18 protein-coding genes, 9 tRNA genes and 1 pseudogene are annotated in these 20,508 nt (G+C 36.5%); 26 read left to right on the plus strand and 2 right to left on the minus strand.

Translation table 11 applies throughout. The annotated features are described in order from the left end of the window. Positions 1 to 78: 78 nt before the first annotated feature. The 23 genes and pseudogenes from GH715_RS18270 (at position 79) to GH715_RS18380 (ending at position 15,006) form a co-directional block, all read left to right on the plus strand. Positions 79 to 153, plus strand: a tRNA-Asn gene (locus tag GH715_RS18270). A gap of 3 nt (positions 154 to 156) precedes the next feature. Next, a tRNA-Thr gene (locus GH715_RS18275) sits at positions 157 to 229 on the plus strand. 28 nt (positions 230 to 257) lie between these two features. After that, a tRNA-Glu gene (locus GH715_RS18280) sits at positions 258 to 332 on the plus strand. 3 nt (positions 333 to 335) lie between these two features. After that, a tRNA-Val gene (locus GH715_RS18285) sits at positions 336 to 411 on the plus strand. 6 nt (positions 412 to 417) lie between these two features. Then, a tRNA-Thr gene (locus tag GH715_RS18290) sits at positions 418 to 493 on the plus strand. 24 nt (positions 494 to 517) lie between these two features. After that, a tRNA-Tyr gene (locus tag GH715_RS18295) sits at positions 518 to 603 on the plus strand. A gap of 58 nt (positions 604 to 661) precedes the next feature. Beyond that, positions 662 to 736, plus strand: a tRNA-Gln gene (locus tag GH715_RS18300). A gap of 35 nt (positions 737 to 771) precedes the next feature. Then, positions 772 to 847 (plus strand) — tRNA-Lys (locus GH715_RS18305). A 7-nt stretch (positions 848 to 854) separates the two neighbouring features. Beyond that, positions 855 to 930, plus strand: a tRNA-Ala gene (locus GH715_RS18310). Positions 931 to 1,279: 349 nt separating this feature from the next. After that, on the plus strand, positions 1,280 to 1,846 hold the full coding sequence (gene sigW, locus GH715_RS18315) for an RNA polymerase sigma factor SigW (RefSeq protein WP_018932305.1): 567 nt from the start codon (positions 1,280 to 1,282) through the stop codon (positions 1,844 to 1,846). Between the two features lie 14 nt (positions 1,847 to 1,860). After that, positions 1,861 to 2,469, plus strand: a complete 609-nt coding sequence (locus GH715_RS18320; protein ID WP_153836657.1) for an anti-sigma factor family protein — start codon at positions 1,861 to 1,863, stop codon at positions 2,467 to 2,469. 211 nt (positions 2,470 to 2,680) lie between these two features. Continuing rightward, positions 2,681 to 3,502, plus strand: coding sequence for a diadenylate cyclase CdaA (cdaA, locus tag GH715_RS18325; protein WP_018932303.1), 822 nt, complete (start codon positions 2,681 to 2,683; stop codon positions 3,500 to 3,502). Then, positions 3,495 to 4,754, plus strand: a complete 1,260-nt coding sequence (locus tag GH715_RS18330) for a CdaR family protein (protein ID WP_153836658.1) — start codon at positions 3,495 to 3,497, stop codon at positions 4,752 to 4,754. The genes cdaA and GH715_RS18330 overlap by 8 nt, the downstream gene beginning before the upstream one ends. 54 nt (positions 4,755 to 4,808) lie before the next feature. Continuing rightward, on the plus strand, positions 4,809 to 6,158 hold the full coding sequence (gene glmM / locus GH715_RS18335) for a phosphoglucosamine mutase (protein WP_153836659.1): 1,350 nt from the start codon (positions 4,809 to 4,811) through the stop codon (positions 6,156 to 6,158). A 456-nt stretch (positions 6,159 to 6,614) separates the two neighbouring features. Beyond that, positions 6,615 to 8,417 (plus strand): glutamine--fructose-6-phosphate transaminase (isomerizing), encoded by a 1,803-nt coding sequence (glmS, locus tag GH715_RS18340; RefSeq protein WP_153836660.1) that lies wholly within the window; start codon positions 6,615 to 6,617, stop codon positions 8,415 to 8,417. Between the two features lie 547 nt (positions 8,418 to 8,964). Then, entirely contained in the window at positions 8,965 to 9,270 is a 306-nt protein-coding gene (locus GH715_RS18345) for a PadR family transcriptional regulator (RefSeq protein WP_153836661.1), read from the plus strand. A gap of 16 nt (positions 9,271 to 9,286) precedes the next feature. After that, positions 9,287 to 10,480, plus strand: coding sequence for a chromate efflux transporter (gene chrA / locus GH715_RS18350; RefSeq protein WP_153836662.1), 1,194 nt, complete (start codon positions 9,287 to 9,289; stop codon positions 10,478 to 10,480). 620 nt (positions 10,481 to 11,100) lie between these two features. Further along, complete coding sequence (locus GH715_RS18355; protein WP_153836663.1) at positions 11,101 to 11,421, plus strand: ArsR/SmtB family transcription factor; 321 nt, start codon at positions 11,101 to 11,103, stop codon at positions 11,419 to 11,421. A 119-nt stretch (positions 11,422 to 11,540) separates the two neighbouring features. Continuing rightward, a complete protein-coding gene (locus GH715_RS18360; protein WP_153836664.1) occupies positions 11,541 to 12,134 on the plus strand; it encodes a YdeI/OmpD-associated family protein in 594 nt (197 codons plus the stop codon). A gap of 81 nt (positions 12,135 to 12,215) precedes the next feature. Then, positions 12,216 to 12,581: pseudogene (locus GH715_RS21835) on the plus strand (SRPBCC family protein); the annotation flags it as partial. Between the two features lie 48 nt (positions 12,582 to 12,629). Then, a complete protein-coding gene (locus tag GH715_RS18370; RefSeq protein WP_163578754.1) occupies positions 12,630 to 13,001 on the plus strand; it encodes an iron chaperone in 372 nt (123 codons plus the stop codon). A gap of 30 nt (positions 13,002 to 13,031) precedes the next feature. Continuing rightward, the gene (locus GH715_RS18375) at positions 13,032 to 13,736 is read left to right on the plus strand and encodes an FAD-dependent oxidoreductase (protein ID WP_153836665.1); all 705 of its coding nucleotides are present in this window, start codon (positions 13,032 to 13,034) and stop codon (positions 13,734 to 13,736) included. Between the two features lie 229 nt (positions 13,737 to 13,965). After that, the gene (locus GH715_RS18380; protein ID WP_153836666.1) at positions 13,966 to 15,006 is read left to right on the plus strand and encodes a serine hydrolase domain-containing protein; all 1,041 of its coding nucleotides are present in this window, start codon (positions 13,966 to 13,968) and stop codon (positions 15,004 to 15,006) included. A gap of 111 nt (positions 15,007 to 15,117) precedes the next feature. Here GH715_RS18380 and GH715_RS18385 read toward each other — a convergent pair whose 3' ends face one another. Next, the gene (locus GH715_RS18385) at positions 15,118 to 15,564 is read right to left on the minus strand and encodes an AraC family transcriptional regulator (RefSeq protein ID WP_153836667.1); all 447 of its coding nucleotides are present in this window, start codon (positions 15,562 to 15,564) and stop codon (positions 15,118 to 15,120) included. A 200-nt stretch (positions 15,565 to 15,764) separates the two neighbouring features. Between GH715_RS18385 and GH715_RS18390 the strand changes: the two genes are divergently transcribed. Then, positions 15,765 to 16,688: a bifunctional helix-turn-helix transcriptional regulator/GNAT family N-acetyltransferase gene (locus GH715_RS18390; RefSeq protein WP_153836668.1), complete on the plus strand. Its 924-nt coding sequence runs from the start codon at positions 15,765 to 15,767 to the stop codon at positions 16,686 to 16,688. Positions 16,689 to 16,954: 266 nt separating this feature from the next. Here the strand turns inward: GH715_RS18390 and GH715_RS18395 are convergent, their stop codons facing one another. Beyond that, positions 16,955 to 18,031, minus strand: a complete 1,077-nt coding sequence (locus GH715_RS18395; RefSeq protein WP_153836669.1) for a glycoside hydrolase family 11 protein — start codon at positions 18,029 to 18,031, stop codon at positions 16,955 to 16,957. Positions 18,032 to 18,345: 314 nt separating this feature from the next. Here GH715_RS18395 and GH715_RS18400 point away from each other — a divergent pair, with 314 nt between their 5' ends. Both GH715_RS18400 and GH715_RS18405 read left to right on the plus strand, forming a co-directional pair. Then, positions 18,346 to 19,014, plus strand: coding sequence for a response regulator transcription factor (locus GH715_RS18400; protein ID WP_153836670.1), 669 nt, complete (start codon positions 18,346 to 18,348; stop codon positions 19,012 to 19,014). Then, entirely contained in the window at positions 19,011 to 20,381 is a 1,371-nt protein-coding gene (locus GH715_RS18405) for a sensor histidine kinase (RefSeq protein ID WP_153836671.1), read from the plus strand. The genes GH715_RS18400 and GH715_RS18405 overlap by 4 nt, the downstream gene beginning before the upstream one ends. The last annotated feature ends 127 nt before the right edge of the window (positions 20,382 to 20,508 follow it).

Genomic DNA, 20,508 nt, shown 5'->3' on the forward strand with positions numbered 1-20,508 from the left:
GGGGCTCACGCCCCTGCAAGAGTAGGACGTTGCCAGGCTGAATAAAAACAGCTTTGAGAAGCATCAGTTGCGAAACATTCCACAGTAGCTCAGTGGTAGAGCAATCGGCTGTTAACCGATCGGTCGTAGGTTCGAATCCTACCTGTGGAGCCATTTGCTTCCATAGCTCAGTCGGTAGAGCACTTCCATGGTAAGGAAGGGGTCGCCGGTTCAAGTCCGGCTGGAAGCTCTGCTATTTTTGTGAGACTTAAAGTATTGGCCCGTTGGTCAAGTGGTTAAGACACCGCCCTTTCACGGCGGTAACACGGGTTCGAATCCCGTACGGGTCACCATTTGGAGGATTAGCTCAGTTGGGAGAGCACTTGCCTTACAAGCAAGGGGTCGCAGGTTCGAGCCCTGCATCCTCCACCATTTTGAGCCGGTCTAGCTCAATTGGTAGAGCAACTGACTTGTAATCAGTAGGTTGGGGGTTCAAGTCCTCTGGCCGGCACCAGCTAATTTTATAATATTTATGCTTGGAGGGATAGCGAAGTTGGCCAAACGCGGCGGACTGTAAATCCGCTCCCATCGGGTTCGTAGGTTCGAGTCCTACTCCCTCCACCATTGTATAAAATTTTCCTAAGTGTATATACTATTTTTTGTACACTTCATTTTATATTGTTGGGCTATAGCCAAGCGGTAAGGCAACGGTTTTTGGTACCGTCATGCGCTGGTTCGAATCCAGCTAGCCCAGCCATTTTTATGTGCAAAAAAATAAAGACAAACTCATTAGAGCCATTAGCTCAGTTGGTAGAGCATCTGACTTTTAATCAGAGGGTCGGAGGTTCGAATCCTCCATGGCTCACCAGTTTGATGGGGCCTTAGCTCAGCTGGGAGAGCGCCTGCTTTGCACGCAGGAGGTCAGCGGTTCGATCCCGCTAGGCTCCACCATCTAAAAGTATATGATTACTACAAAGCGGTTTTCCTAAAAGGTGGAGACGGCTTTTTTTGTATGATAAAAATATAATATTGCGCATCTGTCTAACTCCGAATGCCTAACAGCTAGCAAACTTCCCTTACCTCTGTAAAAAAGAAGAGACTTGCTGATAGACATATACATATGTATCCCTCGAGAAGACTTCTCTACATTTTTTGTGAAAAATTGTCATAAATCAACAAAAATGCAACTTTTCTTGATATAATAGTGAAATAAAAAAGGATAAAAAGATTAAAATAAATGAAACTTTTCTTTGGGGTACCTCGTAATTAAAGTAACCGCCAATGTAGCGGAGGTAATTAGATGATTGAAGAAAAAATAAAGCACAATATTAAGTTAGTAAAAAAGGGAGACCAATCAGCATTTGAAGACATTGTTGCGTATTATCAAAATAAAGTCTTTGCCATTTGTTTTCGGATGATTGGAAATAAGCAAGAAGCAGAAGATATTGCGCAGGAAGCTTTTATTCGAGCATATCTTAATATCCAGTCATTTGATGAAAACCGGAAGTTCTCAACATGGCTGTATCGGATTGCGACAAATTTAACCATCGATAGAATTCGCAAGAAAAAGCCAGACTATTATCTTGATGCTGAAATAAAAGGAACAGATGGATTAAATTTATATGCACAATTACCGGCTGAACAAGCTCTTCCAGAAGAAGAAGTAGAGAGTTTAGAAATGCAAAGTTATATCCAAAATGAAATAATGCAACTCCCTGCGAAATATCGGAGTATAATTGCTTTACGTTTTTTAGATGAGCTATCTCTTAAGGAAATTAGTGAAATATTAGAAATACCTGTGGGGACGGTCAAGACGAGAATCCACAGAGGCAGAGAAGCTCTTAGAAAAAGGCTTCGCCATGTTTAAGGGGTGTGAGTGAAATGAAATGTAATAAAGAAATAGTTGAATTGATGCATCAGTATTTAGATGGCGATATAACGAGAGATGCCGAACAGCGGTTACGCTCCCATTTACAATCATGTGAAGCTTGTCAAAAACATTTTCAAGAATTAAAAAGAACAGTAGCATTAGTGACAGCAAATATAGAATTAAAGCCATCTAAAGACTTTACTAGTAATGTAATGGCCGGGTTACCAAAAGAGAAGAAGCGTATGACAGCAAAAAGATGGATGAAGCTACATCCCATGTTAACAGCAGCTGCTATCTTCTTTATTTTAATGTTTAGCGGTATTTTCTCTGCATGGAATCAAGACCAGCAATTAAGCTACCCTAAAGGGCAGAATTTAATTGTAGAAAATGATACAGTTATCGTCCCAGAAGATGTGGTAATTGAAGATGACCTTGAAATTAAAAATGCTAGTGTGAAAGTAGAAGGAGAAGTTCAAGGCGATCTTATCCTCATTAATGGGGAAAAATTATCAGCTTCAGCAGGAAAAATAGCAGGGGAAATAAAAGAAGTAGATCAAGTATTTAATTGGATGTGGTATAAACTAAAAGACCTTGTTGAAAGTGTTTTTAGTTTAGATTAATAACAAAAGGTAAAAAGCGCGGAATGTTCCTTTGGCGGGAAAGAAAGGACAGTGATTCTTATTTGATGTATAAGAGTCACTGTCTTTACCTGTATTAGCAAATAGAAAATATTACATTTAATTAAGGGTTATAAAAATGATATGTTATAATAAACAATAACTACAATAGAGATAAGGAAGAGGATTCAGATGGACATAAGGTTGTGTTTGCATGCTTAATGGTGACTTGAACTTACTAGACATTGTCAAAATCATCGCAGATATTGCCATCGTTTGGTATGTTTTATATAAATTATTGATGCTTATTCGTGGTACAAAGGCAATCCAATTATTAAAAGGTATCTTCGTTGTTATTATCATTTATCTTGCTAGTGTTTTATTCGACTTAAGCACAGTTCGAATGATCATCTGGCAAGTGATTATGTGGGGACCTTTAGGGATTATTATTTTGTTTCAACCAGAATTAAGAAGAGCATTGGAGCAATTAGGAAGAGGAAGCTTTTTTTCACGTAATACAACTTCCGAGGAAGAAGAGCTTAACCAATCGATAGAAGCAATTGTGGCTTCTTGTAAATACATGGCCAAACGGCGCATTGGAGCTTTGATTACGATTGAACGTGATACAGCCATGGGTGACTATGTATCAACCGGTATTCCGATTAATGGGAATTTAACGAACCAATTGTTAACGAATATATTTATTCCAAATACGCCTTTACACGACGGTGCAGTTATCATCAGTCGAGATGAAATTGTGGCTGCTGCTTGTTATTTACCGTTGTCCGAAAGTCCTTTTATTTCCAAAGAATTAGGTACACGCCATAGAGCAGCACTAGGTATTAGTGAAGTAACAGATGCGATTACCATTATTGTATCGGAGGAAACAGGTAACATATCGTGTACCAAAAATGGTGAGTTACACCGTAATCTGACGGCAGAACAATTAGCAGAGATCCTCGAATCTGAGTTAGTGAAAAAATTTAAAACTTCAACGACAAAGGCATGGAATTGGAGGGGTAAAAGAAATGAATAAGTGGTTGGAAAAACCATGGGTCATAAGAGTTGTTGCCTTGATACTTTCTGTCTTGCTTTTTGTTGTCGTTGCATTTGATGAGAATGTTTATGATAATGATGATGGGTTTGAACTGCCTTTTGGCAATACAAATGAAACGCAGACATTGGAAGATGTCCCTGTCCAAACCATGATTGATCAAGACAAATATGTCGTAAGTGGAGTGCCTGAAACCGTAAAAGTTTCCTTGCAGGGATCGGTTAGTTTAGTAACATCCACCTCCTTACAGCGTAATTTCGATGTGTTTGTCGACCTTGAAGATCAAGGAACAGGTACACATATCGTCCCACTCGAATATTCTGGTATTGCAGATGGACTGAATGTTTATGTTGAACCACAGGAAGTGGAAGTAACAATAGAAGAAAGAGCGAGTCAAGAATTCAATGTTACGATAGATACAGTGAATAGGGATAGAGTGGAAGCGGGATATGAAGTTGCCAATGTCTATGCTGATCCAGAGCAAGTAACAGTTACTAGTTCGAAAAGCATTGTAGATAAAATAGCGATAGTGAAAGCTTTTGTTGATGTCAGTGGCTTCAGTGAATCACAAACAATCGATAATGTTCCTGTAAAAGTTTATGATAATCAAGGGAATGAATTAAATGTAAGGATTGATCCGCCAACTGTAGATGTTTCTGTGGATATGAAGAATCCGAATAAGAATGTACCAATTTCCATCGAAACGGAAGGAGAACTGCCAGAAGATGTTCGCGTAACTTCGATGGAATTAGAAACAGAAGAAGTGCAAGTATTTGCTGCGGAAAGCTATTTAGAGCAATTAGAGGAGATAGCCACAGAACCTCTAGATTTAAGCGAGATTTCTGAAAGTGGCACAATTGAAGTGCCTTTATCCATACCTTCAGATGTTAGAAAGGTAAGTAGTGAGACAGTCAATGTTAATGTAGAAGTAGAAATAATAGAAGAAGAAACATTAGAAGATGTCACGATCGAATACGAAGATGAAGTAGACGAGCTTTCCGTATCATTTACTGAGCCAGATACCAATAGTATGAACATCACCATGAGAGGCTTTCCATCTGAGCTATCAGAAGTAGCAGAAGAAGATCTTCAATTAACAATTGATATTGAAGATCTTGCTCCTGGTGAGCATCAGCTACCGGTTGAACTCATTACACCTGAAGATATATCGGAAGAGATAGAATTTGAATTGGAATATGAGCAAGTAACGGTAGACATCGAACAAGAAGAATAATACATAATGGCCGAAAATATGAGGATAAGTTATGTAAAAGGAGAGATTTTGAAAATGGGTAAATATTTTGGAACGGATGGTGTCCGTGGCGTTGCCAATAAAGATTTAACACCTGAATTAGCGTTCAAGCTTGGCCGATATGGCGGATATGTATTAACAAAAGAAGCTAACAAACCGAAAGTACTTATAGGTCGTGATACTCGTATTTCAGGAAACATGCTAGAAGGAGCATTAGTTGCTGGTCTGCTTTCGATTGGTGCTGAGGTCATGCGACTTGGAGTTATTTCTACACCAGGTGTTGCTTATTTGGCAAAAGTAATGAATGCTCAAGCAGGTGTCATGATCTCTGCTTCCCATAATCCAGTTGAGGACAATGGCATCAAATTTTTTGGTTCTGATGGTTTTAAATTGTCTGATGAACAAGAAGCAGAAATTGAAGACTTATTAGATATGGATACCGATGACTTGCCACGACCAGTTGGAGAAGAAGTTGGTCAGGTGAATGATTACCTTGAAGGTGGACAGAAATATATTCAATATTTAAAAGAAACAATTGATAATGAATTTGATGGTTTACATATTGCGATAGACTGTGCACATGGTGCAACATCAGGACTTGCATCACATCTTTTTGCTGATTTAGAAGCAGACATTTCAACCATTGGATGTTCACCTAATGGATTAAATATTAATGATGGAGTCGGCTCTACTCATCCAGAGAAGCTGCAAGCACTAGTGATAGAGAAGAGTGCGGATATCGGTATTGCCTTTGATGGTGACGGAGACCGTTTAATTGCTGTTGACGAAAAAGGAAATATTATAGATGGCGATCAAATCATGTTTATTATCGGCAAATATTTAAATCAGCAAGGGGTGTTACGTCATTCCACTGTTGTGTCTACGGTAATGAGTAATATCGGTTTTTACAAAGCATTAGAAGCGAACGAAATGAAAAGTAATAAGACAGCCGTCGGGGACCGCTATGTAATGGAAGAAATGCGTAAAGGTGGTTATAATCTTGGTGGAGAACAATCTGGTCATATCATTTTCTTAGATTATACGACTACCGGTGATGGAATGCTATCTGCATTACAGCTTATTAATGTTATGCAAGAGACAGGTAAGCCGTTATCTGAACTGGCTGGTGAAATGGAAAAGTTCCCACAAGTACTAAAGAATGTTCGTGTAGTGAAGAAGAATGAAGTAATGACAAATCAAACGGTACTGGATGCGATTGATAAAGTCGAGGTAAAGATGGGGGACCAAGGCCGCGTGTTAGTGCGTCCTTCCGGAACGGAGCCGTTAGTACGTGTTATGGTGGAAGCACCAACATTAGAAGACTGTAACCATTACGTTGATGAAGTTGTAGAAGTAATCCAACAAGTAATGGGAATGGAAGAGTAAAGATAATTAGTGGAAGCTATGGGGAAAACCCCCATAGCTTCATTTCTTATCACTAATATTATAAATAGTGCATAGAATTGTAGTAGATCTTTTTACAATATTGATTGCTTAAAAAGATCTTTTCAAGTAAAATAAAAGAGTCGTTTTCTTTAGCGACGTAGTCAAGAATGGAAAGGAGCATAGAAATAGGAATTTAAATAAAAGCGCCTGGGCTATGACGTACGGTAAACTCATAGCTGACGAGGAGGAGGTTTATCGAGCATGATCGGCGGATGCCTCCCGGTTGCACATCTCAACCGATATGTTTTTGTTCGAAAGCAGGAAGGCAACTTCTTGTACAAGAATAAGAGCAAGATGAACGAATACAAACACGAGAAAGGGGCAGATAGACGCCCCTTGTAACTATCGATTCAATGGTCGTTTGTCTGCCCCTTATTATAAGGAGGAGACAACGCTATGTGCGGTATTGTAGGTTTTATTGGAGCAAATGATGCAAAGGAAGTTTTATTAACAGGATTAGAGAAATTAGAGTATCGTGGATATGATTCTGCAGGTATTGCTTTATTGAATGATAATGGTGTAAGTGTAACAAAAGTAAAAGGACGAATTGCAACGTTACGTGACAAGGTAGACGAAGATGTGATGGCAACAATGGGGATCGGACACACTCGTTGGGCAACACATGGTGAGCCAAGTGAAGATAACGCGCACCCTCACCAAAGTGGATCTGGCCGTTTCACATTAGTTCATAATGGAGTAATCGAGAATTACAATGAGATTCGCGATGAATATTTAGTAGGTATTTCATTAAAAAGTGAAACAGATACAGAAATCGTTGTACAGTTAATTGAACAGCTTGCTAATGAAGCGAATGATGTATTAGGTGGCTTCCGTAAAGCTTTATCTGTTCTAAAAGGATCTTATGCCATTGCTTTAATTGATAATCAAAATCCTGATCTTATTTACGTTGCCAAAAACAAAAGTCCATTACTTGTCGGCTTAGGGAACGGTTTTAATGTCGTAGCAAGTGATGCGATGGCAACCTTAAAAGAAACGAATCGTTATGTGGAAATTGAAGATAAAGAAGTAGTATTGGTTCAACGTGATCGTGTCGAAATCCAGAAGTTAGATGGAACAGTTGTGGAGCGTGAAGCATATGTAGCTGAAATCGATGCTTCTGATACGGAAAAAGGAACCTATCCACACTTTATGTTAAAAGAAATTGATGAACAACCATTTGTAATCCGTAAAATTATTCAAGAGTATCAAGACAAGAACGATACCATTAAATTAGATAATGATATCCGTAAAGCGATGCAGAAAGCGGATCGTATCTATATTATTGCAGCAGGAACAAGTTATCATGCTGGATTAGTTGGTAAACAATTTATTGAACGATTGGCTAATATCCCTGTCGAAGTGCATATTGCAAGTGAATTCTCTTATAATATGCCATTGTTATCTGAAAATCCATTATTTATTTTCATTTCACAAAGTGGGGAAACAGCAGATAGCCGTTCCGTTTTAGTACAAACAAAAGCTTTAGGGCACCCGGCATTGACGCTTACTAATGTGCCTGGTTCAACCCTTTCTCGTGAAGCAGATTATACCTTGCATTTACATGCAGGACCTGAAATTGCAGTAGCATCAACAAAAGCATATACAGCTCAAATTGCGGTATTAGCGATTCTGGCGGTAGATAGTGCCAGAGCAAAAGGGATTAATCTATCGTTTGATCCACTACAAGAACTAGCCATTGTATCAAGTGCGATGGAAACATTAACGGATCAAAAAGAAGAGTTCGAGCGTATTGCAAAAGACATGTTTGAAACAACAAGAAATGCCTTCTTTATTGGTCGTGGCGTGGACTACTTCGTTGTGCAAGAAGCGGCATTGAAGTTAAAAGAAATCTCATATATTCAAGCAGAAGGCTTCGCTGGTGGAGAATTGAAGCATGGTACGATTGCTTTAATTGAAGATGGAACACCAGTTATCGCTATCTCAACACAAGAGAATGTTAATTTATCCATTCGCGGTAACGTACAGGAAGTAGCAGCACGTGGGGCTAATACTTGTGTTGTCAGTATGAAAGGCTTTGAAAATGATAGTGATCAATTTGTTTTACCACAAGTCCATGAACTACTAACACCATTAGTAAGTGTGATTCCAATGCAGTTACTTGCTTATTACGCAGCACTTCACCGTGATTGTGACGTTGATAAGCCAAGGAATTTAGCGAAGTCTGTGACGGTTGAGTAAAGAGATGTAGATTTAGAGATGATGTTGTCACCCACAATTAATCTTTTTCCATAAGTCTTAATCTCCTTCCGTAAGTATTAATGTTTTTCCGTGAATGGGAGAGGAAAAAGCATTTGAGAGAGACTTTTGAAGAAGGTGCGAGAGAAAAATGTAGTGATAATGAAATGGTTCAACATCGAATAAAACTTGATTTATAAAGGTTTAGAGCAGAAGAGAAGGATATCCCTTTTCTTCTGTTCTTTTTTCTATCTCCTTTCAGTCTTTTTTCTGTTACGGAAAAACAAAGTTACCGTTCGACGAATTTCGCAAGATGCGAATCGGGTTGAAATCGGCTATTTTACGGAAAAACATTAATTGCGTGGCAGAAAGAGGTTTGGAGTTTTGTAAGAGTGAGTTAAGTGAGGACAGTATCATATACATAATAAATGTAAACCCAATGTAAATAATTTTATATCATGTTGCATTAACCATAAAAACTATATAGAATAAAAACGAAAAACAATATTGAAATTCGATATTGAAAAACGATAGTGAAAGGAGTAGTTAATTGGATAATAAGGTATTACGAAAACTTTTTTTAGGTTTTATTCATATTCACATCTTGCACCATGCGAAAGAAGAACCTATATATGGATCTTGGATGCTTGAAGAATTACATGAACATGGTTATGAAATGAGTGCCGGTACGCTTTATCCAATACTTCATGGAATGGAAAAAGATGGGCTTCTTAATAAGAGTGAAGTGAATGTTCATGGAAAGATAAGAAAGTATTATCGAGCTACCAATAAAGGCGAAGAGGTACTTGAAGAAGCAAGAGCAAAAGCCTATGAGTTGTTTAAAGAAATTAAATAAAAAGGGGGATAAATCTATGGCTAAAAGTAATAAAACAAAACTTCAAACGCTTATTGAAATATTATTAACCTCTACAAAATTAGGCTTAACTTCATTTGGAGGTCCGGTCGCTCATTTAGCTTATTTTAAAGACGAATATATCGATCGTCGGAAATGGTTAGATGATCGTACGTATGCGGATATCATTGCTATTTGTCAATTCCTCCCTGGACCAGCTAGTAGTCAGGTGGGTATATCTATTGGTATGTTGCGGGGAGGTTTGCTTGGAGGACTTATCTCATGGTTTGGTTTCACCGTACCATCGATTATTGTGTTGATTGTTTTTGCACTAATGTATCAAACATTTTCTTTAGATGATGCTGGTTTCATACACAGTTTAAAAATCGTTGCTGCAGCTGTTGTCCTTCATGCACTCATAGGATTAGGGAAAAAGTTAACACCTGACAAAACTCGACTAGCGATAGCTATAGTAGCTGCTAGTATCATGTTATTATATCCATCTGCATGGATGCAGATATTAATCATTTTAGGTGCTGGTTTGGTAGGACTAAAATTATTTACTGATAAAGCCGAATCAAAAGTTCAGCCTTTTTCTGTTAATATTTCAAAAAAGCTTGGATTGTCTTCATTAGGTATTTTAATTAGTTTACTTATTATATTACCAATTTTAAATAGACTATCAGACAACCCTTTACTAAATATTTTTGACACCTTTTTTAGAGTCGGATCGTTAGTATTTGGTGGGGGACATGTCGTACTACCAATGATTGAGCGTGAAGTAGTGCCTACAGGCTTATTAACTGCCAATGAATTTTTAGCCGGATATGGTATGGCACAAGCTGTACCTGGTCCATTATTTACTTTTTCCAGTTATCTTGGAACGATGATGGAAGGTGTAACCGGAGCTATTGTAGCAACGGTTGCAATATTTCTACCTTCATTTTTACTCATTATTGCTGCTTTGCCTTTTCTAAATGAATTACGTAAACGGGCAACTTTTCAAGGTATATTAATGGGAGTTAATGCTAGTGTCGTTGGTATTTTACTAGCTGCGTTTTATGATCCAGTAATAAGTAGTTCAATTTTCAGTACAGCGGACTTTGCCTTAGGAGTTATATTATTTGGGTTGTTAAATATTTGGAAAGTACCTGCTTGGTTAATTGTTATATTAGGTGTTGTAGGTGGGTATATTTTGCAGTTTATTTCGTAATAGTGATTATCAATTAACTAGATGAGATATTATGTATGATTTAAAAAGTACCTCTATTTAATGAATACTTGGCTAATACCTATACATTAGACTGGATCCAATAGTGGTCTAGTCTTTTTCTTTCTTCTACACATAAATTTACTTTGTATTACCCTATTTCATAACTGTGTTCAAGAACCAATTATGTATTTCATGAAAGGAAGGGTACAAACTGTATTGTTGGGTGAGAATAAAGTTGTTTCCTGTTATATAAAATGAAAAATAAATAGCTAATGCTAGGTAGAACAATGTAACTGAATTTCACTGAATTAAAACTGGTAATAGCATTGATATAATAAGATTTATGAGTGGAAGAGAAAAGCGCTTTTTCTTCTACTTTTTTTGTTTTTCTCTCAATCGGCACATCTTCCAATCATGAAATCAGATCAAATGCGTTTGTCATAGGGAAAAGGAAAGTTTTTTGGATATAGTAGAAAGAAGAGAGAGGGATAGATTAATGGTAAAAAAGAAAATAGACACGTTTTGTTTAATAAGTAAACATAGAGAAACAATTGACATGACACTATATGGTGTCGTATAATAAAACGACACCATTTGGTACCGTATTAGGAGGGAACGTTTTGAAAAAAACAGATGAAAAACGTGATGTGTTTGTAGCTATTGCTGATCCAACAAGGCGTGAAATAATACGTTTATTGGCAGATTCAGATGAGTTACCTTTACATGAATTAACTCCTCACTTTCAAATGGGACGTACCGCAGTATCGAAACATTTGATGATTCTGAGAGAAGCTAATTTAGTAACAAACCGTAAAGCAGGCAGGGAAACAAAGTATCGACTGAATGCCGAACCTTTACAAGAGGTAAAAGATTGGCTGTCCTTTTATGAAAAGTTTTGGAATGAACGAGCAGCAATGCTCAAAGATATTTTAGAGGATTAATGGATGTTAAATGTTAGTATGAAAGTTCAATCCAAAAAGTGAAGCATGCATCAACAGATTCGGGAAAAAGAAAATGGCTTTTATTGTACACAACAGATTCTTTAAGAGGGGTGTTCTTTATGGAAGGTAGTAACCTGAATCCTCAGGTTGATGAATACATAAGTAAATCTAAAAAGTGGAAAGAAGAATTCGAGATATTAAGAAAAATCATACTGGAATGTGATCTGAAAGAAGAAATAAAGTGGAACAAACCGTGTTACACGTTTGATAAAAGTAATGTAGTGATCATACAAGGATTTAAAGATTACTGTGCACTTATGTTTTTCAAAGGTGTTTTGTTAAATGATCCTCAAGGTATTCTTGTCAAACCTGGTGAAAACTCACACGCACAACGACAGCTTCGATTCACCAACACTCAAGATATTCATGCAATGGAATCTACGTTAAAAGCATATCTTCAGAAAGCGATTGAAGTGGAGAAAGCAGGCTTGGAAGTAAATTCTGTAAAGAAGCCAGAATTGACAGTTCCTGAAGAATTAGAAAAGAAGTTTGCTGAAATGCCTGCATTGAAAAAGGCCTTTGAATCATTGACACCAGGAAGACAAAGAGCTTATATTCTTTACTTTTCTAAAGCAAAAAAATCTCAAACACGAGTGGCGAGGATTGAAAAATATATAGAGAAAATTCTTGATGGAAAAGGGTTAAATGATTAGTGATTATCCTATGCCGTTGATCAATTTAATAAACAAAACATAAAGGAATCGTTAAAGAAAATATGAGAGGAGAAAGAATGAATGGCAGATTTATCGTTAGATTTTCAATTTGAAAGCCCCATTAACAAAGTTTGGAAAGCATTAACTAATTCCGATACACTTGCGCAATGGGTGATGGAAAATAACTTTAAACCAATCGTGGGACATAAGTGTCAGTTTTGGAATAAAGATATTGATTTAGTAGTGGATTGTGAAGTGTTAGTTGTAGATGAGCCGTATACTTTATCTTATACATGGGTAGGTGGACCAATTGATACGATCGTAACGTGGACATTAACTGAAGACGGTGAAACAACACATTTACATCTTGATCACACTGGATTTGAAGCAAAAGGACAAGCATATAACGGTGCAAAATATGGTTGGGCATATAAAGTAGAAGAGCTTCAAAAAGTGTTAGGAGAAAAATCTCCATATGATAAAGGAAATCATAACATAGCGGCTTTCACTGAATTTTTACAAGGAATAGATCATGAAGCACACAGGGAAAGAACGGAACAAATATTCAACTGGATTACAGATAAATATCCACAATTAGAAACAGAAATCAAATGGAATCAACCAATGTTTACTGATCATGGTACCTTTATCATTGGATTTAGTGTATCAAAAAAACATTTAGCAGTTGCCCCTGAACATATGGCGCTCCAACATGTGGAAGCAGACATTAAACAAGCTGGTTATGATTATACAAAAGAGATTATTCGTATCCCGTGGAATCGCGAAGTAGATTATGAACTATTGGCAAAAATAATTGATTTTAATATTTGGGATAAAGCAAACTGTACGACATTTTGGAGAAAGTAAGCTGACCATATTAAAAAAGGAGTGAATTAGATGGCATTTATTCAAGATATATTTTCCATCTTTAACAAAAGAAATATACCTTTTATCGAAAGTTTTCAAGAATCCGAAGGTGTCTATACGTTTCGTTTTGAAAAGTCAGATGATGTAACTTGGAAGGCTGGTCAACACGGCTTATTTACGATCACACATCAGAAAATAAAGGGTCATACCCGTCCATTTACCATCGCATCGGCACCTGAGGAAGATGTGATTCAAATAACGATGAAAATTAGTGATGATCCCAGTGAATTTAAAAAAGCCATGTTATCCTTGAAAAAAGGTGATACGATTAAGATGGCAGGGCCTGTTGGATCATTTTATTTAAAAGAGGATAGCCCTACGATGCTAATTGCAGGAGGGATTGGCATTACGCCATTTCGATCCATCATCCAACAAATAGAAGTAGAAGGTAATAATAATAAACAAATTCAATTAATTTATTTGGATAGCAGTAAATCTTTTGTTTTTCAAGATGAATTAGACCAATTCGCTAAAGAAACTTCTGTTAAGGTAACATATATTCATGAAAGAGATCATTTAAATAAGGAACTGGACAAGTGTATTTGCTCATATTCGAATGATGGTCATTTTTTCGTTGCGGGACCGAAATCAATGGTGGAGACTACAACTACATATTTACAAAAGCAGAAGGTGCCTAAGCGACATATTAAGAAAGATGTTATGTTTGGGTATTAGTATCATGTCAACAACACATACCTTTAGTTATGAGTTGTTGACATTTGTTTACTTTTTAACTAGTAAAGTTCTTCTTCATAACAGTTTTGATTTACAATATCAATCTGTTCTGTACGTTGATCAGCATATCGTTTAAGCAAATAATTGAGGTGAAGAGTTCAAATATATAGAGAAAATATGACTAAATAGAATTTCTGAAATATAAAGGTTTGATTGGAGTGATAATAGTTTGATTGAAAAGTCATCAACTAATCAAGTTGGACAGTGTTTAATAAAAGAAAAATCAGAACGATTGCATCCTTTATATAAATATGTGAAAGAGATAAAAGATCAAATCAAAGCATATGCAAGTGCAGTATACGTAATACAAGAGGATAAAGTTATAGGGGAATGGTACTCTGGCTTTAACCCTTTAACAAAAATGGAAATTGAAGAAGACTCTCGTTTTAATATTTACTCTGCTCGTAAAAGCTATATAGGGTTGGCAGTTGCTATCCTTCTTAATGACGGAAAAATAAATAGTTTAGATGACGAAGCATTGGAGTATGTAGAAGGATTAAATGAGGATCTTTATAAAGGTATCACATTGCGTCATCTTGTAACACATACACATGGTTTAAAATTTATAAATGACGAAATGATAAGGAGTTCTTCTCCAGGGAGTGAATGGGTATACAATGATGCGGGACTGTCACTGTTATATAAAATTATTACCAATATCTCTGAGCGTACGGTGAATGGTATTCTTCAAGATTATGTATTTAATCCTTTAGAGTTTTCAGAAACTGGATGGGAATCAACATATCAAAATAATCTTGTTGCTGATGTCTTCGAATTATCAGAAGACCCGAAAATTCGATTAGATAAAGATACTGGATTTGAAAGAAATTTGTATGTGAGTTCGCGAGAGTTTGCACATTGGGGCTATTTACATTTGAACAATGGTAATCTTCATGGTAAGCAAGTTTTGCCGAGAAATATATTTGAATTGACCACTTCGATACAAACACCGAAAGATATGTTTCAAACACCCCAAAACGGACTTTTTTGGTTTAAGAATGAAAATGCTTATCTAAATAGTGAATTAGGTGAGGAGCTACCAATAAATTCTTATCAAATTTTAGGAGCATCTGGTTGTGCCTGCTTAATTATACCAGAATATAAAGCTGTAGCAGTACGCATGTACAATAAAATTGGTAATCCAGTTGGATATGATTATTTAAGAGATATTAAAAACTTTGGAAATTTAGTCAGTTCCTTATGTAACTAACTCCCTTATGAAAAGAAGAACAAGAAGTTATTAGCTATAACAAGCAACTTGTTCTCCTATATCAATTATTGTGAATGAATAGTTTATCACACAAGAAAAACGAAACTAATTTTATTTAATTGGTATACAGATTTCACAATAAGGCTTGTGAATCATATCGCCAAAGTATCTTTCTAAAATAGGTTTATTATCCATTTGATATCCATTGCTAAGTAGAGAAGGGAAAATGTTGGTATAAGCTTCTTGGATATTTTCTACGGTATGTTTAACATCGTAAATAAGATATTTCCCGCCAGAAAGCTCTTTTTCACAAATTGAACCATCTAATACATAATCCTTCGAAAGTACAATACATGCATCAAATCTACAGTTGTCAGGTGGTGTTGTCTCAGGGTTATCTTGGGGAATGGCAATAAGAGTTGCTGATGTAAGAAGATTTTTCTTTTTTGCCCATTTTTTTAACTTTTCCATTACTGCATTGTTAGCAGGACCATAAGGACCAACTCGTCGTAGATAAGCAACACGATAGTCTGGTAGTGTTTCGACTTTACATTTCATAAATTCATTCGTCCTTTCTTTTCCTATTTTTCATATTTGATACAAAGTGAATGTAACATGGTTTAAATTATATTCATTTGAATTTTTAAAATTTTTAGAAATATACCAAAATTAAATAGTTGACTTAAGCAAGTATTGGTTGTAGAATGAATAATCAACAACATATATGAAAAATTTGGATATTAGAGAGGTGTGTGAATTTGGTAAACGTAGAAAATGATTGTAGACTTGCATTCCGTAAATTTAACAGATTCTATACAGATGTTCTTGGATTTTTAAATGAACATATCTACGACAGCCCTTTTTCTCTAACAGAAACTCGTATTCTTTTTGAAATTTATAATACACCCTGTTGTATGGCTAAAGACATTCAGCAAAACTTAAATTTAGATGGTGGATATGTAAGTAGAATTATCAAAAAATTCGAAAAAGAAAAAATGACTTATAGGCAAAAAAGTAAAGAAGATGCACGTAATCATTATTTGTTTGTCACCAGCCACGGAGAAATAATTTACAAAGAACTAGAGAAGAAGGCTAATCAGCAAGTAGATAATATTATGGAGAACTTAGGTCAAGAACAACAGCAAAAACTCGTCGCTTCAATGAACACAATTCAAGACATTCTTTTTAGCTCTTTAAAACGAACAGAGGAGTCCATTTCTGTTAGAAGTTATTATACTTCGGAGGATTTAAAGAACATGATTGAGCAGCAATGGGAATTTTATAACCGAGTACATAAATGGGATGAAAGTTTTTTGGCATATCTCCATGAAACCTTTGAGGCTGAAATCGAGAGGATCTGGATAGCTGAAATTAATGGTCAGTTTGCGGGTAGTATCGGATTGGTAAATGCCGCTGAAAAGGTTGGGCAGTTAAGGTGGTTTTTTGTCAATCCATCATTCCAGAACAAGGGATTGGGTACGCAACTAATTAAGTCTTTAATTCAATACTGTAAACACTTTAATTATGAACGCATTTTCCTTTGGACAGTTAGTGATATGGAAACTGCTAGACCACTGTATAAAAAAATGGGATTTGAAATAACGGAAGAAAAAGCAGAAGTATTTATGTGGGGAAGAAAATTAATAGAAGAACGTTGGGATTTAGAATTAAGATCAAAATAATATAAATCCTTTATAGAAAATCATAACTTTTTCAAATTAGACAATTAATGGAGATTATTAGTATAAACTCTTGTCGTATAAGTCATCACGCCGTTTACCATCTATAAGTCCCTACTAATGTTGTGGAAATCTTTCTTTTCTAGTCACAATTAGTAAAAATTAATACTTTCTTAGTTGAAAAAATCCCGGCGGAAACTTCACTGCCGGGATTTGGTAAGAAAAACGAACGGATTTTAAGCCTAACCTTTGTATGTTGCGTAGCCGTTTTAGTGTATCTCTAAATAATCAATATAAGCATCCCACGTATCGTCATCAGATGTTACAACGAGCTCAATCTCTTGATTTCCAGTTCCATGGCTGACATTATCTATCGTATAGACAGCTGGATAGCTTCCACCAAAGTAGAATGTACCCTTTGTCTCTCCACCTATTTTTAAATCGACTCTGGCCATGTTGGAATTATTGGAAGCACCACGGAGTGAGAAACTATGGGTTCCGTTGGCAAAATACTGTGTATATTTTACTGAATCATTGTTGGCATATAAAGCAACTCCGTTGAATGGTGAACTAATATTTCCGGTATACTGACCGCTTTTCGTCATATCTTCCGCTTCCACTCTTGTAGGGCTGCCATCTCCGCCATCACCACCAGAGTTTCCACCGATAGTAAGCGTATTACTATACACATCAGCATAACCACTACTTTGATAGCCTTCTACCGTCAGCGCAACTTCATACATGTTACCCATTTGCATTCCTAAGTTTTCCCATGCTTTAAAGTGTTCGCTAACAGATATCGTTCCACTTGTACGTTTCGATCTCCTAACACTCCAATATTGCTGGAATGTTGCCGTCCCTATAATCGAAGGCTGGTTAGTTCGAGTAGTTTCATAGATATCATAGGTGCCACCGTCAACGGTAATGGTGCCTTTGGACGTACCTCCTGGTGGACGCCAGTCGCCCCAGCTATCGACAATGTAATATTCTACAAGCGGGTCAACCGTCCATCCATAGACCGTTAAATATGAATTGCCGTTTGGCTGATAGTCGGCTCCATAGTTTATCGAAATATTTCCGATTTCCTGGTGTGTCTGCGTTTCATCGAATTTCTTGCCTTTACGGAATAATATGTTATTAACATTATTCCACTCGGCACTGAAGGTACCACCACTATTGAGTGTCATACTTCCAGACCCACCACTGTCTTTCCAGAATTCATAATCGTAGCCATCATGGGTGCCAGTTTCATTGCTAGTGACCGCCGCATTTACATTTACTGCAGGAATCGTAAGTGCAAAACCAACCAACATGACGAAAAGAAGCTTCATACTCTTTCGTTTCATCGAATTCCTCCTTTTTTGTTAGAATGCAATTAGTCTTAACGATGATGCTGTGCAGCCCTCAAGCAGGCTACATGCTTCTTAAACAACACCTCCCTTTCTCTATTTTTTGTAAGCGTTTTCTTTGTTGCATCTTGATAGTACCAAAATTTTCAAATTGTTTTAACCATAAAAACTATATAGAAAAGTTAGGAAATTAAAGATTCTCATAGTTGTAACCAAATTCTAACTCTAGTGGCTTTCGTAAGGAGAGGTTCATGATTCTTTCCTATTTAATTACTAAAATATGTTAAAGTAAAATAGGAAGGGGGAGAACAATGTCTCGAGTTTTGTACATAGAAGATGAGTCAGAAATAGGTAGCTGGGTTTCAGATGTTTTACGAGAAAAAGGGTATGAAGTCATATGGCTTACTTCCGGCGATAAATTGAATCAATATTTGTCGACGGTCGATATTGCGATTTTAGATATTATGTTACCAGGTTTAGATGGGTTTTCGATTGGAAAACGAATAAAACGGGAGAATGCTGATTTACCTGTTATTATGCTGTCTGCACGAACAGCGGTTGAAGATAAGCTGGAAGGATTGAGTTTTGCTGATGATTATGTGACGAAGCCATTCCATCCTGAAGAATTGGTTGCACGAATAGAGGTAATGCTTAGAAGGTTTCAAAAAAACCATGAAGTATTACACATGCAGCATTTAGAGGTTTATCCAAAAGAGATGAGAATTATAGATAAGCACAAGAATGAGGAGATTCAATTAACAGGAAAGCAATTTTATTTGTTTCAATATTTTCTTCAACACGCTAATCAAATTTTAACAAAAGAACAACTATATGAAGGCGTATGGGGTGAACCGTACATGGAAGGGGATAAGACGTTAATGGTTCATATTCGCTATTTACGGGAGAAGCTAGAAGTTAATCCTGCTAAACCGACGATTATCGAAACGATTCGTGGTATAGGGTATCGGGTGAGAGCATGAAAAAATTTTTTCGATCTTTATTGGCTAAATATATGCTTATTATTGTGTTGGCACTTTCCATTGTTCAAATCGCTTATCTGTTAATCGCTATATTAATAACAGGAGTGGCAGATAATATCGAAAGTAGTTACACATCAGATGAAATGGATTATGAACAAATTGAGGAAGATTGGCACAAAGATGCGAATAGGTTAAAAACAGAAGCGGACATTTCAAGAATTTTTGATAAGTGGAAGGATCAATACCCTGATGCATCGATGTTTTGGGTTGATCAAAGTGGAACATTGCGTGTTGCAACAGAAGAACGAAATGATCTACCAACGGAATGGACATCTTCTTTCACTGCAAAATTTATAAAAGATCGATATGGAGAAAATCCTTTTACCGTGATTGCTTTTGTTGGAGAAGAGGACACGGACGGCTTTATTGTGTTTGAAATTAAGCGAGATGTTTTTCAAAAGCCCATACAAATTGCATTTAATCAATATGGTAGTTGGCTATTAATTGGAACTCTTTTTCTAGTAATCTTTTTTATCTTTATTTCTTTCCTATTCTTCCGCGGGATTCGCAAACGCTTATTACAGTTACAAGAAGCGATGGAGATCCGAGATGTTGACGAATTGCCGATTCAAATCGATGTCAAGAAACAAGATGAAATAGGACAATTAGAACAAACATTTAACCAAATGGTGCACGAATTAAGAAAGAGTAGGGAACGTGAACAAGAGGAGGAGCAATTAAGACGTGAACTGATTGCTAATTTATCTCATGATCTAAGAACTCCTCTTACCAAAATAAATGCACAGACATATAAAATTGCGAAACAGGATGTGTCAGATGATGCTAAACAAGCGATTCATGCCTTGGAAGCATCTGTTGAAGATATTGATAAATTAATCGAGAATTTGATGTCTTATACACTTCTGATGGCAAGTAAATATAAATTGGATATACAAGAGGTGGATATCGTCCGCTTTGCCCGAGAGAGAATAGCGACATGGTATCCAGTGTTTGAGAAGGAAGGATTCGAAATAAATGTGGAACTAGAGCCACTGCATGATAGTGTGTGGCATGTCGATCCCATTTGGCTAGGGCGTGTCATAGATAATCTATTACAGAATGTTTTACGTCATGCGAATAATGGACGATACGTAGAATTGAAAACAGCATCAACCAATAGCTATGATGCAATCGTTGTACGAGACAGAGGCAGTGGAATGAAAGATAGCTCTAATCAAAAAGGGGCAGGAATTGGTTTATCAATTGTTGACATGATGGTCAAAGGGATGCAGCTAGAATGGGAGATTCATTCTAGTAATGACGGAACGACCATCCAAATTAAGAAAAATATACAGGATAAAAAGTAATATGTGAAGAGGTGATTGCTCCATGAAAGGGATCACCTCTTTTTGTGATCAATTTAAACAAAATTTAAACTTCAACTATACTTCTCTTTAACCTTCATTGGTTAAGATAGTTGGTGAGGTGATTAGA

Source organism: Gracilibacillus thailandensis (genome assembly GCF_010994055.1).
In the GTDB taxonomy this organism is placed as follows: domain Bacteria; phylum Bacillota; class Bacilli; order Bacillales; family Amphibacillaceae; genus Gracilibacillus; species Gracilibacillus lacisalsi.

Bases quoted from the DNA above. Each gene is read 5' to 3' on its own strand.
- sigW (WP_018932305.1), top strand. From the start codon at position 1,280: ATGATTGAAGAAAAAATAAAGCACAATATTAAGTTAGTAAAAAAGGGA.
- GH715_RS18320 (WP_153836657.1), top strand. From the start codon at position 1,861: ATGAAATGTAATAAAGAAATAGTTGAATTGATGCATCAGTATTTAGAT.
- cdaA (WP_018932303.1), top strand. From the start codon at position 2,681: ATGCTTAATGGTGACTTGAACTTACTAGACATTGTCAAAATCATCGCA.
- GH715_RS18330 (WP_153836658.1), top strand. From the start codon at position 3,495: ATGAATAAGTGGTTGGAAAAACCATGGGTCATAAGAGTTGTTGCCTTG.
- glmM (WP_153836659.1), top strand. From the start codon at position 4,809: ATGGGTAAATATTTTGGAACGGATGGTGTCCGTGGCGTTGCCAATAAA.
- glmS (WP_153836660.1), top strand. From the start codon at position 6,615: ATGTGCGGTATTGTAGGTTTTATTGGAGCAAATGATGCAAAGGAAGTT.
- chrA (WP_153836662.1), top strand. From the start codon at position 9,287: ATGGCTAAAAGTAATAAAACAAAACTTCAAACGCTTATTGAAATATTA.
- GH715_RS18360 (WP_153836664.1), top strand. From the start codon at position 11,541: ATGGAAGGTAGTAACCTGAATCCTCAGGTTGATGAATACATAAGTAAA.
- GH715_RS18375 (WP_153836665.1), top strand. From the start codon at position 13,032: ATGGCATTTATTCAAGATATATTTTCCATCTTTAACAAAAGAAATATA.
- GH715_RS18385 (WP_153836667.1), bottom strand. From the start codon at position 15,564: ATGAAATGTAAAGTCGAAACACTACCAGACTATCGTGTTGCTTATCTA.
- GH715_RS18395 (WP_153836669.1), bottom strand. From the start codon at position 18,031: ATGAAACGAAAGAGTATGAAGCTTCTTTTCGTCATGTTGGTTGGTTTT.
- GH715_RS18400 (WP_153836670.1), top strand. From the start codon at position 18,346: ATGTCTCGAGTTTTGTACATAGAAGATGAGTCAGAAATAGGTAGCTGG.
- GH715_RS18405 (WP_153836671.1), top strand. From the start codon at position 19,011: ATGAAAAAATTTTTTCGATCTTTATTGGCTAAATATATGCTTATTATT.